This is a genomic window from Nostoc sp. UIC 10607 (assembly GCF_047228265.1).
Classification (GTDB): domain Bacteria; phylum Cyanobacteriota; class Cyanobacteriia; order Cyanobacteriales; family Nostocaceae; genus Nostoc; species Nostoc foliaceum_A.
The window spans coordinates 1-14517 of the sequence record NZ_JBIQNW010000003.1; the positions used below are offsets into that span (position 1 = coordinate 1).

Here is a 14517-nt window from a genome sequence, read left to right on the forward strand (position 1 = left end):
TGTACCGTATTTGCTGTGCTGTTTCTTAAACCCTTTGCCAGCAAGTCTTTCAAGACTTAACGGGAAAAGTCAGATCCTACCAGAGGTTCAAAAACGGAGTGGTCACAGTGTTCTGTCATACCACCACTTGGACAATAATGGCAGAGTAAGGCACAATTCCATCCTGGAAGAATGCGATCGCCAAGTCGATTAACCCTCGCATCCCAATGTCCTTTCTTGATTTTCGCATTAGGCTTTAGTAGTATTACCTCGTATCCAAACCATTTGTGAGTTCGATCAAAAGCAACCCGACTAGAAGACATTGACTTCATGGCAAATTGATGATTAGTCCAATCATGAAGACTTTGAAGGTCACGACGAACGTATCCAATAGTTTTAGTTGTAACTAAATTCATTATTAACTCCTAAATTTTTAAACTCTGAAAATCAAACTAATTACACCTACCTTTCACGCGAAGCGTTTGAAAAAAATATTTAAAGTTTATTCCACTCCACGACTATTGGAGTACAACTCTTTAATTTTTTTCTTCATTCCCAGGCGTTAGCCTATTCTTTCTCTAACCTAAAAAGCACAAAAAAATAAAAACCAGTCACCCAACAAGGGGATGACTGGTTAAATTGCCTTTACTTGAAGCGAGTAAATAGCTTCGATGATTTAGTTGTAAAATCTCAAAATAGATTGGGAAAAATAACAATGATTAATCCAAAGCCTATTCGCACAGTTCGTCGGGGAAGAATATTCTCTGATATTCAGTGGTCAGAATAAAAAAAATCTCAATGGAAAGCTCAACAAGAGGCTTTTTACCAACGTGGTAAAGTTATTTTTGACCGAGTTAAACCAGAGTTAATCAAAAATCACTACAACTGGTATATGGCTGTTGAACCTGAGAGTGGAGACTATTTCATTGATACAGATGAATTAGCTGCTATAAATAAAACTCACCAGCACCACCCGAATGCTCCGGTGTTTATATTTCGGATTAATGAAACAGGAATAAGTAGCAAAATATGATTCAAGGTAGCTTTGGTGATGAAGAACAGCTATTTTTTGAAATAGATTTTCGAGTTATTGAAACGAATAATTAAATTTTAGCTAGCCAGATAAAAAGCTTCTGCAACCGCTTTTGGTAATTCAATCAACACAAAATAATTACTAGGATATAAATAGTCTTCGCCTGATTCATCAATAACTCTAATCATTTGGTGCTTAACAGCATCAGAATCAGGAACAGTCTGGTAAATTTTCCGAATTTCTAAAGAAGCAGGATAATCTTTGTTGTTAATGCAAACAACATATTGAGTTTCTGTGTTCGCTGACTCCATAACGACTCCTATAGAAAACGTTTTATTTTGATTTCTTTCTTACCAATTCCGTGGGCTTCATACCATTCATACCAGTGTAACTCAGCTTCATAAATACTTCTGTCGTCTAAGCTAATGGTTGCAAAGCCTTTAAGTTTCCGCTACCGTCCTGAACCATAAGTTTTACGCAAGCGTTCTACTTCACGAATGGAGTTACCAACAGCAATTATTTCAATATTGGTGATGTCTCCGATAATTTCAAAATTCAAGTAAGCATTACTCCTAGTAAATATTGCAAAGAACTTTTAACCACAACCCACCGCCAATCTTTGACTAACCAATTCAGCCGCTAAATGTATTGCTGCTTTCATACTCGTAGCATCAGCAATTCCCTTACCCGCAATATCAAACGCTGTTCCATGATCCGGTGAAGTCCTAACGAAAGGAAGGCCAATAGAAGTATTAACTGCCCGATCAAACGCCATCAGCTTCACAGGAATTAAGCCTTGGTCGTGGTAAAGTGCCAAGTAGCCATCAGCAGGATTTTGTACTAAAGAATTTCCATACCAAGCTTGACCAGGTTTAACCCACATCGTATCTGGTGGTATTGGCCCATCTAGCCGTAATTGTGGTCTTTTTTGCCGCTCTTGCTCTAACCAGGGAATTAACCAATCTTGTTCTTCATGTCCCAATTGCCCCTGTTCGCCACTGTGGGGATTCAAACCTGCGATCGCAATTCTCCCATTTTCTATGCCAAAATCTTTCTCCAAGCACTCCACCAGCAAATCCAGTTTTTGTGTCAACAACTGCGGTGTCAATGTATCGGCTACTTGACGTAATGGAATATGTGTGGTGGCAAGTAAAGCGCGGAGTGTCCAATTAGTATGGGGCGATCGCGCTACAAATAACATCCCAAAACGGTCAACACCTGACTTGTGCGCCAAAAGTTCCGTTTGCCCTGGATAATTATACCCTGCGGCTTTCCAAGCAGATTTAGCGATCGGCCCTGTGACAATAGCATCAAATTTACCAGCAAGTGTTTGAGCGATCGCACATTCCATATACGCAAAACTAGCCGCACCACTCGCCGCATTACCTATTCCAGCGATAATTTGACCTTGAATTTCTCTATCCCACTGCACATCAATCACTGACAACTCGTCTGGACTTGCTAAAGATGCTAAATTCTCGATTAAATTCAATTGTTGATAAGTCTTTAGTAGCAAATCCCGGTTACCCACAACTGTTACGTCGTATTTTTTACTAATTTCCGGATCTGCTAAAGCTTTCAAAATTACTTCCGGTCCAATCCCCGCAGGATCTCCCAACGTCAGCGCCAAACACGGGCGATTCTTTTTGCTAAAATTCACTAAGTCAGCTTGATTATTTTGATACATAAAATTTATTCATAATTATTAGCATCAAATTTTTCCCCATTTCCCCATCTTCCCCGCTCCACAGTAGGGATTGCCCCCCAAACCAGTAGGGATTACTTGCTAAACTAGTTTAAAATTATTTACACAGGTCTAATCCTACAGCAACTATTGAAAAGCTTCTGCTAGACCTAGTTTACACACACTAATTTGCATAAGGAGAATCACACCAATGGGCGGCGAAATTTTGAATGCAGCTCTATTGTCCTTCGGTTTAATCTTCGTGGGCTGGGGCTTAGGCGCTTTGTTACTGAAAATTCAAGGCGGAGAAGAGTAATCCCTACGGTAATAGGCTATTGAGAGGGAAGAGGTTTTCCTCTGCCTTGAAAAGTTCTGTTCGTCCCAAGTCGGCGTTCATACTTTTCGCTAACTGGGAAAAAAGCTTGTCCGTTTACCGGACAGCCATTTTCCCATGAGTCTCTCCAAAAAAATTCATTTTCTTAGAAAAAATGTAAAGTTTTGTTTGCATAGGTTATTCTGATAACATTCTTTTCATAAAACATTAAAATTTATTACAACCCTCATGACATTATTAATCGTCGGTGCCACTGGCACCTTAGGAAGACAAGTGGCTCGTCGTGCAATCGATGAGGGATATAAAGTACGCTGTCTTGTTCGGAGCAGTAAAAAAGCAGCTTTTCTCAAAGAATGGGGTGCGGAACTCGTACCGGGAAATTTGCGTTATCCCGATACACTAGCCGAAGCATTAGAAGGTGTAACTCAAGTTATTGATGCGTCAACATCTCGCCCTACAGATTCACTGAGTATCAAACAAGTGGATTGGGACGGCAAAGTAGCATTGATTCAAGCAGCAAAAGCAGCGGGTGTAGAGCGTTTTATCTTCTTTTCAATTTTAGATGCTGATAAATACCCAGAAGTGCCGCTCATGGAAATTAAGCGGTGTACAGAACTCTTCCTGGCTGAGTCTGGCTTGAATTACACCATCTTGCGGCTAGCTGGATTTATGCAAGGATTAATTGGCCAGTATGGAATTCCTATTTTGGAAGGACAGCCAGTTTGGGTGACTGGTAATTCTTCTCCCATTGCCTACATGGACACTCAGGACATTGCTAAATTTGCAATTCGTGCATTGAGTGTACCAGAAACAGAAAACCAAGCTTTTCCTGTAGTAGGTACTCGTGCATGGAGTGCAGAAGAAATCATCAACCTGTGCGAACGCTTATCTGGAAAAGACGCGAGGGTAACGCGGATGCCAATAAACTTGCTTCGTGCTGTTCGGGGCTTAATGCGGTTCTTTCAGTGGGGATGGAACGTAGCGGACAGGCTAGCGTTTACAGAAGTATTAGCCAGTGGTAAACAGTTAAATGCTTCAATGGATGAAGTCTATACAGTCTTTGGTTTAGATCAGCAACAAACCACAACCCTAGAAAACTATCTACAAGAGTACTTCAGCCGAATTATGAAGAAGCTCAAAGAGGTAGATTACCAGAAAAATAAAAATAAAAAACAGAAACCTAAAAAAACTCCTTTTAAACAGTCTTCAAAAGCCAATAGTCAATAGTCATTACAAAACAGATATTAGTAGTTAACGGATTGCTGAAGTCCCCACTTTCTCTGCGTTCGCGCAGCGTGTCGCAGACAGACGCTAACGCGAACAATGTACTCATAAGCTAGGGATTGTGATGGTAGGGTCGGTTTAGTATCTTGACCATCAATGCCATAAGCGAAAACCAACCTGATCAGGTATGTGTTGCAACAGGAAGATTTGGGCCTTGGAAACCAGGACTCCTGACAAGAGGAGGGAATGTCAGATCAATAGAACTACGGAGACAAGAGAGGCTATTTCCGGTGAATTGGGAAGCCCCGTCCGTTGAGAGATTGGGGTAGTTCACACTCTAGACTCTGGATATTTGACTCTAGATTAATGACTACATGACCAAAATGTGTAAGGATTACATAATACAAAGCACCGCCTAAACTTGGATATTTAAGTGTGCCGAAAGCAGGCATTATCTACAATGACGTTAAACCGATAGCGGGTCGTGTCGCTATCGAGTTGAAAGACAAGCTAACCGCTGCCGGTTGGGATGTGTGTATCACATCAAGTATCGGTGGAATATTGGGCTACTCTAACCCAGAGAGTCCTGTATGCCACACCCCCATTGACGGTCTAACGCCCCCTGGTTTTGACTCAGATATGGAGTTTGCAGTGGTGTTAGGGGGAGACGGCACTGTTTTAGCAGCGTCTCGTCAGGTAGCCCCCTGTGGTATTCCACTGCTAACAGTGAACACCGGACACATGGGATTTTTGACGGAAACCTTCCTAAATCAATTGCCCCAAGCACTAGAACAGCTGATGGCGGGTGAGTATGAAATTGAAGAACGAGTCATGCTCACCGTCAAAGTGTTTCGGGGAGAAGCAGTGCTGTGGGAAGCCCTCTGCTTGAATGAAATGGTTCTGCACCGAGAACCTTTGACCTCTATGTGCCATTTTGAAATTGCCATAGGGCGTCACGCACCAGTAGATATTGCGGCAGATGGTGTGATTGTTTCTACGCCTACTGGTTCTACAGCTTACTCATTGAGTGCTGGTGGCCCAGTAGTGACTCCTGGCGTACCTGTTTTACAGCTAGTACCCATTTGTCCCCATTCTCTAGCTTCTAGAGCATTGGTATTTCCCGATACTGAATCGGTCAACATCTACCCAGTCAACATTCCTCGGCTGGTGATGGTAGTCGATGGAAATGGAGGGTGCTATGTTCTACCAGAAGATAGAGTATATATGGAGCGATCGCAATATAGTGCCCGATTTATTCGCCTGCAACCACCTGAGTTTTTCCGAATTTTGCGAGAAAAATTAGGTTGGGGTTTGCCACATATTGCTAAACCAACTTCGGTAGAATTGCCGTAGTTAGTAGAAGGCAGGAGGCAGGATAGTGCAGCGGTAGCGAGTCCGCGTACCCTTACAGGGATCTTGCTACGCGCAGCGTCTCGTAGAGAGCGTCGGCAGAAGGCAGAAGGCAAGAGTTCCTGAATTTTGAATTGATTTCTCCCCTCTACCCAGTTTGGTGATTTCCTTCCAGAATTACTGGTGTAGGGATGGTATTTGGATTTAGTTATTAAGATTGCATCTGAGAATTAGATGGCTGATGCCTGAACGTGCTAAAAGATCCTTAGCAGCACGTCAAATCAGGATTGCTCCATCACTAAAAACTCGTAATTGCACTTTTAACTGATGTAAAGATTTTCGCTGGAATATCTTTACAATCCCAAATCCAATATCCCAAATTGTTATGACAGTTGCTCAAAGTCCCTGTGTTTTGGTGATTGAAACCGATGAGAGCCTAGCAAATCAGCTTTCTTGTGATTTGCAAGAAGCCGGCTATGAATCAATTTTGGCTCATGATGCGACCAGTGGTTTACAACACTGTCGCGATCGCCAGCCTGCTTTAATTGTTTTAGACCGGATGCTAGCAGGAGAATCAGGACTCTCATTGTGCAAAAATCTGAGAGGCACTGGTATGCGATCGCCTGTATTGATTTTAATGGCAAGGGATACAGTCGATGATCGTGTAGCTTGTCTAGAAGCTGGAGCGGATGATTACATCCTCAAGCCTTACCGCTCAGAAGACTTTTTGAAGTTAATTCGCCTCTACTTAAAACCCGATGTGGATACCACGGAGCAATTACGCTTTGGGGATCTGATTTTAGACATAGCAACTCGCCGTGCCATACACAACGGACGGGCAATTGACTTGACAATGAAGGAATTTGAACTATTAAAATTCTTAATGGAACATCCCCGTGAGGTGTTAACCCGCGAACAAATTTTAGAAAATGTTTGGGGTTATGACTTCCTGGGTGAATCGAATGTAATTGAAGTGTACATCCGCTATCTGCGCCTAAAAATTGAAGATGAAGGTCAAAAGCGCCTCATTCAAACAGTGCGAGGCGTAGGATACGTTTTGAGAGAATCTTAGTACAGTAAGGCGGAAGTTTGCCTATTTTTAACAAGGGAATTTTGCCCCTTGTCTAATTGGGGTTGAAAACAGCTATGTATTACGGTACGAATAAAAGCCGTGGGTTTTCTAGCTTAAATTCTGTAAAATTAAAATCTAAATTACAAAATCAGAAATAACTATGAGTCGTAGGCTAAGTTTGCTCTTAATGTTGCTGAGTATTTTTCTGATGGGCTGTTCCGCGCCAACAACAGCTAAACCTCCCAGCCTCATATCTGGTTCTCAAAATCCAGCACCAGAGAGTTTAGGTCAAAAACTACCAATTTCTGCTAAAGCCATTGTTCCTAATGGCACAACAATTCAGTTAGAAGTGGCGCAGACGCCACAACAGCAAGCGATGGGGTTGATGTATCGACCAGCTTTGCCAGATGACCGGGGGATGCTGTTTGGGTTCCCTTCACCACAACCAGTTAGTTTCTGGATGAAGAATGTACCTGTGCCCTTAGATATGGTATTTTTACATAACGGTGTAGTTAAATATATTCAAGCTGCTGCACCTCCTTGTGCAAGTGAGCCTTGTCCGACCTATGGTCCCAATACACCAATCGATAAGGTGATTGAACTTCGCTCTGGAAGAGCTGCCGAATTGAAGTTGAAAGTGGGCGATATAGTCAAAATTGAGTTTTGAGGCTCTGGTACTTGTGGGGATAAATATCTGGGTGGTTACTCTGTTAAGAACCTAGACTGTCTAAGTATGTGTTTTTTTTGTAAAAAATGTCACTTTATGTGGTAAAACAGTCACTTGTAACGCTACTATTTGAAAACTGTGGTAATAATGTAAAATTCTACTGTCTCTAACCTGAAATCGCGGTCTTAAGGTTTGGCAAAAATATTCCCTTGGGCGTAAGTGTAAATAGTCGTCAATAAGAGAGTATAGGCTATGGAATCTTTGTTACTACATGTGTGATTAAATAAAGCACAAAAGTAAACAAGATGAAACCAATTTAACTAGGTAAAAATACTGCTTGAAAATAGAGCAGGTGATCTGTACGAAAATTCTGATTTCTCAGACCTTCTATGAGAAGCCTCTCTTGAAGGCAAATCAAAAAAAACTGTGCTGGGGTATATAGCCGAGAACGGCACAGTGACAGATGAAATACTGGCTACTGGCTACCTAGCAATGGTGAACTAATATATGACAATACATTCTGCACAAGGAGGTGAGATACAAATGTCACCATCAAAATATTCTCGACTGATTCATTTTTTGCAAGAAGATTTGGCAATTTCTACGGCATCGCTGGCAGTGGCGCTTCGTCATCGGGAGCAAGACCCAGGGCCTTTGGCAATGATTCTTTGGCAGTATGGGTTAATTACTTTAGAGCAGTTAGAACAGATTTATGATTGGCTGGAAACGGCATAGGTCGTACCAATTTTGGATTTTGGATTTTGCATTAAAAGTCTCTACCAAAAGGCTATTCTCAGAATCTCAAATAATACTATTTATATCAATTTAGTTAGTATCATACTAAGTTGCCAAAATTAGTCTTGTTTTGTGTCAAAGAAGCTATCCGACTGTCTCCAGAGCAAATAATACTATTTAGAGCAACTTAATATAATTTAGGAGAATTGGGGCATGTCACATCCACTCTACCTTGTGAAAAGGTTGATTTATAGATTTATTACTTTGGCGGTTTCTACTCATTTATATACAAATTAAAAGAGCGAGTTGATAATTTAACTCGCTCTTTTAATTTGTCTTTTGCAAATGACCAATAACCAATGACTATTGTGTAAACACTCTAACTGCTGCCGCTATACCAGATCCAGGCGTGAAGTCTTCGTAGCCAAGTTCTTTTAGGGTAACTTCTAAAGATGCTATACAGCTAAGAATATCGCGATCGCTCACAAAACCCAAGTGACCAATGCGGAATATTTTGTTACTCAAATGATCTTGACCACCTGCCAGGGCAATATCAAAGCGTTTTTTCATCAATGACCGAATCTTATCCGATTCAATTCCCTGTGGTGCTACAGCCGTAATCGCCGGACTGGCGGAACTATCTGCTGCAAACAGGGGTAAATTTAACCCTTGAATGGCGGCACGGGTAGCATTCTTAAGCCGTTCGTGTCGAGCAAATATTGACTCCAAACCTTCCTCTTTCATGATTCGTAACGTGGTGTGCAGCGCTACAATCAAGTTCACAGGCGGAGTAAATGGAGTTGTATTCTTGGCTGTGGCTTTGCGATATTTGCCTAAATCCAAATAATATTTCGGTAGCTTTGCAGTTTTGTATGCTTCCCAAGCTTTGGGGCTGACAGAGACAAAACCCAATCCCGGTGGAATCATATAACCTTTTTGGGAACCGGAGGCGACTATATCCAAGCCCCAAGCATCCACGGGTAGATTGAACGCACCCAAGCTGGTTACGGCATCAACGATTATTAAAGCTTCACCGTGTTCTTTAACGTGGCGGTTGATGGTTTCTAGGTCATTCAACACACCTGTAGAGGTTTCGCTGTGGGTGATGATTACGGCTTTGATTTGCTTTTGGGTATCTGCTTGGAGTTTTTCAGCAAATACTGCGGGGTCTAAGGGTTTTCCCCATTCCACCTTAACTTCTTCTACATTTAAACCGTAGGCTTGACCAACTTCTACCCAGCGTTCGCCAAATTTACCATTAGAACCAACTAAAATGCGATCGCCTGGAGAGAGAAAATTAATTATTCCAGCTTCTACAGCACCCGTACCACTGACATTCAGTGTCAGTACATCACTTTGAGTTTGATGCAGCCACTTGAGGTTTTCCGTCACCTCTGCCAATATATTGCTAAATTCACTGGTACGGTGTCCAATCGGATGCTTGGCTAATGCCAGTAAGGCAGCTTCTGGCACTGGGGTTGGGCCTGGAATCATTAGCATCAGCTTATCGTTCATGTGTCTATCCTAAAAGTCAAATAAAAGTCAAAATTGTGTGAAGTTGGTTTATTCTGGTAGCAAATTCTAGATATTTATCTAAAAATTACACCCAGATTGTCACCAGACTTGTTGTATATTTTCCAAATCCATAGGAAAAGTATCGTGGGAGTTAATGAACGGTCAGCTTGACCTTTGCAATTTATACGAGACTCCAACTTAAATAAAACCTCTGTTCCAGGCAATCTTACCACACACCTAGACGCAAGATTAAGGCTTGTGCTCGTAGGGAAGTGGCTATTTTAGCTAAGGGTGAAAGGTCTATCTAGATGAGGCACAGGTATGATAAATTCTTAAATCTTACCCATAATCTGCCTCTATTGTTTTTATAGAAACAAGCGAAATTGTTCTGAATATAGCGGGAATCGTTGGTGAAAAAGCTGTGTTTTGCTTCAACGGAGGAAGTAACCGCCTATACTATGCGGAAGGTTTGGATGTCACCGTTTGCTAAGAGATAGAAGATACCTAACCCAAACTTTTCAATCTGCTTCGGTCGATAATTTTTTCTTAAGTTGCCATCCTCTAAATAATACTAAAGAATACCTTTATCCATTGAGGAGGTGATGAATTATTTTAGTCTAAATCGCTTCTATGGCGATATCCAAGGCATCTTTCACTTACTTAATGACAATTATCTACTGATGGTTTACAGTGCATTTTCGCCAAAATTGAAATATTTATGCTACTAATTGCTGCACATTTTGAAACTGCACTCAGCCGTAGGCAATGGCTAATAAACCATAAGTTTTTATACTATACTTACAAAATCGCTACAATCATGCTTAGTCTTTTTAGTTACCATTCATGGTGAGTCGTTTTTAACTAGTGTCAGTTCATAAACTGTCACTCACCAGATCCCCGATTTTCTTGCAAAAGAGATATTCTTAGTTAGTGCAAGGAGTGATACCATTTCACAACATGTTTGTCACAAGTTATCCCCGCAATACTCCCTGCCAAGGGAGTGTTGCAGATTTCAAATGTTGCATCAAACGAGTGAGTTGGTATAAGCTTTTACGGGGAAGCGCTTGAGTGAGCAAAACTCTCAAGCGCTTTTTCGTGTATAAATAAAACAGTATTACTCTCTGGACAATAATACAGTTGTTTTTAAATACACATACACTAAAGAAAAAAAACTATTGTTACAATACTTTTTGCAACACATGCTTCATGGCTTTAGCATCAGTGCCGTCATAAATGCGAGCCTATAATTAAAGGTTTGCATGTGTGAGGAGTTAGGACTTTAGTCTTCAAATGAAGGCTGGAGCCGCTCTCTATGAGATGCTATGCATAGCTTTCTTCCCCAAATGGAAAGGGGTAGACTATAAAACAATACGGTTGAGTTAAGCATTTGCTTCTTCTCTCTGCGTGCTCTGCGCCTTGGCGGTTCGTTAAAAAATTGACTTTAATAACAGAGTTTTAGCCTTAACTGAACTGTATTACACTATAAAACTCATCTCAAAATTTTTACATTACTTAACCTACTTTGATTTATTCTCGCCTACTTACTTAGTTGCTAAAGAGCGGATTAAAAGGATAATCCTCCCTTAAGCAACTTGCGTAGGGCTAGAGGGAATAGACGTTTCAGATTTTCAGTACGTCATATCAGACTGTGTTCTCTCCCCTCTACTATTAGCTGACTACAAAATTCACTAACTTCCCAGGTACCACAATTACCTTTTTAATCTCTTTGCCTTCAATGTAACGTTGGGTAATCTCTGACTCACGGGCGTATTTCTCCAACGCTGCTTTATCTGCTTGTGCTGGTACTTGAATCGCACCGCGAGTTTTGCCCATAATTTGAATCACTAAAGTGATTTCATCAGCTATCAAAGCAGCCGAGTCAAATGACGGCCAAGTTTGAGTGTGAACTGAATCACTTTCACCCAATAAATGCCACAATTCATCAGCAATATGTGGTGCAAATGGTGCTAGCAATACCACCAAAGTCCGAATACCCTCTGCGTAAATTGGTGAATTTTTCCCGTCGGCATCATTTAGGGCATTACTTAACTTCATCAATTCTGAAATAGCTGTGTTGAATTGATATTCGTCGTCTACATCTTCCGTAACTGCTTGAATAGCTGTGTGAATCGCCCGCCGCAATTCCTTTTCTGCCTTAGTTAAATCAGCGAGTTGGGCTTTCTTACGGGATACCCCAGCAGCAACATAATCTGTTACCAAACGCCAAAGCCGATTTAAAAAGCGGGATTGTCCTTCCACATCGGCTTCATCCCATTCCAAGTCTTTTTCTGGCGGCGCTTTGAACAAGATGAACATTCGCGCTGTATCTACACCGTATTTAGCAATTACATCTTCTGGTGCTACACCGTTACCCTTTGATTTAGACATAGTGGCGTAGAGACGTTGTAATGGTTCGCCTGTCTGAGGGTCACGGGGGTCGGCTGAATTTACTAAATTAGAAGGAATCCATTTATCTTTACCACCCTTATTCGGATTTAGGTAAGTTAAACCCTGTACCATACCTTGAGTTAACAAGCGTTGAAATGGTTCATCAAAGTTTAACAAGCCTCTGTCCCGCAAAACCTTAGTAAAGAACCGCGAATACAACAAATGTAAAATCGCGTGTTCAATCCCACCTACATACTGATCAACTGGCATCCAGTCGTTTATTTTACTGGAATCGAAAACCTGTTGTTCATTCTTCGCGTCAGGAAACCGCAAGAAATACCACGAGGAATCAATAAAAGTATCCATCGTGTCAGTTTCCCGCTTCGCTGGAGTGCCACAAGTCGGACAAGGCACATTTACCCAGCTTTCCAACTGAGTCAAAGGTGAACCGCCACGTCCAGTAAATTCCACCTCTTCTGGCAACTGTACTGGCAAATCTTTATCAGGAACTGGTACTATCCCACAGTTAGGACAGTGAATTACAGGTATCGGTGCGCCCCAATACCGCTGCCGTGAAATTAACCAATCCCGCAAGCGATATTGCACCCGCACTTTACCAAAACCTTGTTGTTCGGCGTATTCAATTATTGCTTGTTTAGCATCTGTGGAAGTCATACCAGTAAAAGACCCAGAATTAATTAAAATTCCTGGTTCAGTGTATGCCTGATTGTATTCAATTTGGATGAGTTGTGTAACTTCATCAATCTCTGATGTTGGAGTTAAGTCAAAACCTGCAACATCATCTGGAGAAACAATGACAAAATCAACTGGCAAATCGTAATTTTTGGCAAACTTAAAATCCCGGACATCGTGTGCTGGTACACCCATCACTGCCCCAGTACCATACTCATACAGTACATAGTCAGCAATCCAAATGGGCACTTCTTCCCCTGTAAATGGGTTAATTGCCACTCCACCTGTGGGGATACCCCGCTTAGGTTTGTCTTCAGCAGTACGTTCCAACTCACTTTGATTGGAAACCTCTTTAATAAAAACTTCTACCGACGCTTGTTGTTCTTTTGTGGTGACGCGCTTTGTTAAGGGATGTTCTGGCGCTAAAACTAGGTAGCTGACACCATAAACGGTATCTGGGCGCGTGGTATACACGGCGATTTTTTCATCTATCCCAATTATGGGAAATTCCAAGTAAGCGCCTGTGGATTTGCCAATCCAGTTTGCCTGCATCAATTTGACGCGTTCCGGCCAACCTGTCAACTTATTCAAGTCATTGAGTAATTCTTCAGCGTAGTCGGTAATCTTGAAAAACCACTGCCGCAACAATTTGCGCTCAACTATTGCCCCACTGCGCCAAGAACGTCCTTCGTTATCGACTTGCTCATTTGCCAATACAGTTTGGTCAATTGGGTCCCAGTTCACTGCTGCTTCTTTTTGGTAAGCCAACCCCGCTTGCAAAAACTGCAAGAAAATCCATTGTGTCCACTTGTAATAATCTGGTGAACAGGTAGCAAGTTCACATTCCCAATCAATGGATAAACCAAGACGCTGCAATTGCTGCCGCATCTGGGCCATATTCTGATAAGTCCACTTTGCTGGCGGTACACCACGGTCAATGGCGGCGTTTTCTGCTGGCAAGCCAAAGGCATCCCAACCCATTGGGTGTATTACCCGATACCCTTGCATTCGCTTGAGACGGGCAATCACGTCCGTAATAGTATAATTACGGACGTGACCCATGTGTAGGCTGCCCGATGGATAAGGGAACATGGATAAAGCATAAAATTTTGGCTTTTTGCTAGCTGTAGGTGTCTTATCTAAGCCAAGTTCTACCCATGTTTTTTGCCATTTTTCCTCAATTGCTGCTGGGTTATATCGGGAATCCACCAAAAATTCTCCTACTGGGTCTGTCTAGGTTAACCTGTTAGGTCAACCTATATTGTAGGTCAACTACTCACAGATTTATATATAAGTAAGTGCGAGGGAGCATCAGCCTGATTAGGCGCAAACTGCGAGCCTTTCAGGTATAGCAAGAGTCATTTGATGAAGGTTTATATGGCTGAGTTAGATATAAAATTTTCTGGTTTAGTGCCGGTTTTTGTCTACGGCACACTGAAACCAGGTGAAGCTAACTATAAAAAATATTGTGATGGCAAAGTAGTTGATGTCAAATTAGCTCTTGTACAAGGTAAATTGTTTGCTATGCCAATGGGCTACCCAGCAATGACGCTAGGGGATGGACAAGTTCACGGTTATTTACTCTCTTTTCCCAACCCAAGGATTTTAAATGAGCTAGATGTGCTGGAAGATTACCAGCCCAATAGACAACCAGTAGAAAACCTCTATAATCGACAAATTATCGAGGTTTATGAGCCACAGTCGCTCTCTCTGGGTTGGGCTTGGGTTTATTTAATGACTTTAGACCGAGTTGACCAATTAGGGGGCTTCCTCCAACCTGACGGCTGGTGGAGTGGCTGTGGTTTAACCACAAAGTACAGCTATGATCTGTGAACTGTTAACT

At 41.8% G+C, this 14517-nt stretch carries 12 protein-coding genes; 7 read left to right on the top strand and 5 right to left on the bottom strand.

The window, feature by feature from the left end:
- Positions 1–56 precede the first annotated feature (56 nt).
- From ACEYW6_RS03625 to pdxA, 3 genes are all read right to left on the bottom strand, one after another.
- Complete coding sequence (locus ACEYW6_RS03625; protein ID WP_412978659.1) at positions 57–395, bottom strand: hypothetical protein; 339 nt, start codon at positions 393–395, stop codon at positions 57–59.
- 694 nt (positions 396–1089) lie between these two features.
- Positions 1090–1323, bottom strand: coding sequence for a hypothetical protein (locus ACEYW6_RS03630; protein WP_412978660.1), 234 nt, complete (start codon positions 1321–1323; stop codon positions 1090–1092).
- 284 nt (positions 1324–1607) lie between these two features.
- Positions 1608–2699, bottom strand: coding sequence for a 4-hydroxythreonine-4-phosphate dehydrogenase PdxA (gene pdxA / locus ACEYW6_RS03635; RefSeq protein ID WP_412978661.1), 1092 nt, complete (start codon positions 2697–2699; stop codon positions 1608–1610).
- 208 nt (positions 2700–2907) lie between these two features.
- On the opposite strand from pdxA, the gene ACEYW6_RS03640 reads away from it, so the two are divergent.
- From ACEYW6_RS03640 to ACEYW6_RS03665, 6 genes are all read left to right on the top strand, one after another.
- Entirely contained in the window at positions 2908–3012 is a 105-nt protein-coding gene (locus ACEYW6_RS03640) for a PetM family cytochrome b6-f complex subunit 7 (RefSeq protein WP_109009093.1), read from the top strand.
- Between the two features lie 246 nt (positions 3013–3258).
- Positions 3259–4257, top strand: a complete 999-nt coding sequence (locus ACEYW6_RS03645; RefSeq protein WP_196511802.1) for an SDR family oxidoreductase — start codon at positions 3259–3261, stop codon at positions 4255–4257.
- A 432-nt stretch (positions 4258–4689) separates the two neighbouring features.
- Complete coding sequence (locus tag ACEYW6_RS03650; protein WP_190889878.1) at positions 4690–5607, top strand: NAD(+) kinase; 918 nt, start codon at positions 4690–4692, stop codon at positions 5605–5607.
- A 382-nt stretch (positions 5608–5989) separates the two neighbouring features.
- On the top strand, positions 5990–6676 hold the full coding sequence (gene nblR, locus ACEYW6_RS03655) for a response regulator transcription factor NblR (protein ID WP_190889880.1): 687 nt from the start codon (positions 5990–5992) through the stop codon (positions 6674–6676).
- 160 nt (positions 6677–6836) lie between these two features.
- Positions 6837–7343, top strand: coding sequence for a DUF192 domain-containing protein (locus ACEYW6_RS03660; RefSeq protein WP_412978662.1), 507 nt, complete (start codon positions 6837–6839; stop codon positions 7341–7343).
- A gap of 507 nt (positions 7344–7850) precedes the next feature.
- Positions 7851–8078, top strand: a complete 228-nt coding sequence (locus tag ACEYW6_RS03665; RefSeq protein WP_012410503.1) for a DUF2949 domain-containing protein — start codon at positions 7851–7853, stop codon at positions 8076–8078.
- 363 nt (positions 8079–8441) lie between these two features.
- Here the strand turns inward: ACEYW6_RS03665 and ACEYW6_RS03670 are convergent, their stop codons facing one another.
- Positions 8442–9593, bottom strand: a complete 1152-nt coding sequence (locus ACEYW6_RS03670; protein WP_412978663.1) for a pyridoxal-phosphate-dependent aminotransferase family protein — start codon at positions 9591–9593, stop codon at positions 8442–8444.
- 1668 nt (positions 9594–11261) lie between these two features.
- Positions 11262–13883 (bottom strand): leucine--tRNA ligase, encoded by a 2622-nt coding sequence (leuS, locus tag ACEYW6_RS03675; protein WP_412978664.1) that lies wholly within the window; start codon positions 13881–13883, stop codon positions 11262–11264.
- Between the two features lie 168 nt (positions 13884–14051).
- Here leuS and ACEYW6_RS03680 point away from each other — a divergent pair, with 168 nt between their 5' ends.
- The gene (locus ACEYW6_RS03680; RefSeq protein ID WP_412978665.1) at positions 14052–14507 is read left to right on the top strand and encodes a gamma-glutamylcyclotransferase; all 456 of its coding nucleotides are present in this window, start codon (positions 14052–14054) and stop codon (positions 14505–14507) included.
- Positions 14508–14517: the final 10 nt, after the last annotated feature.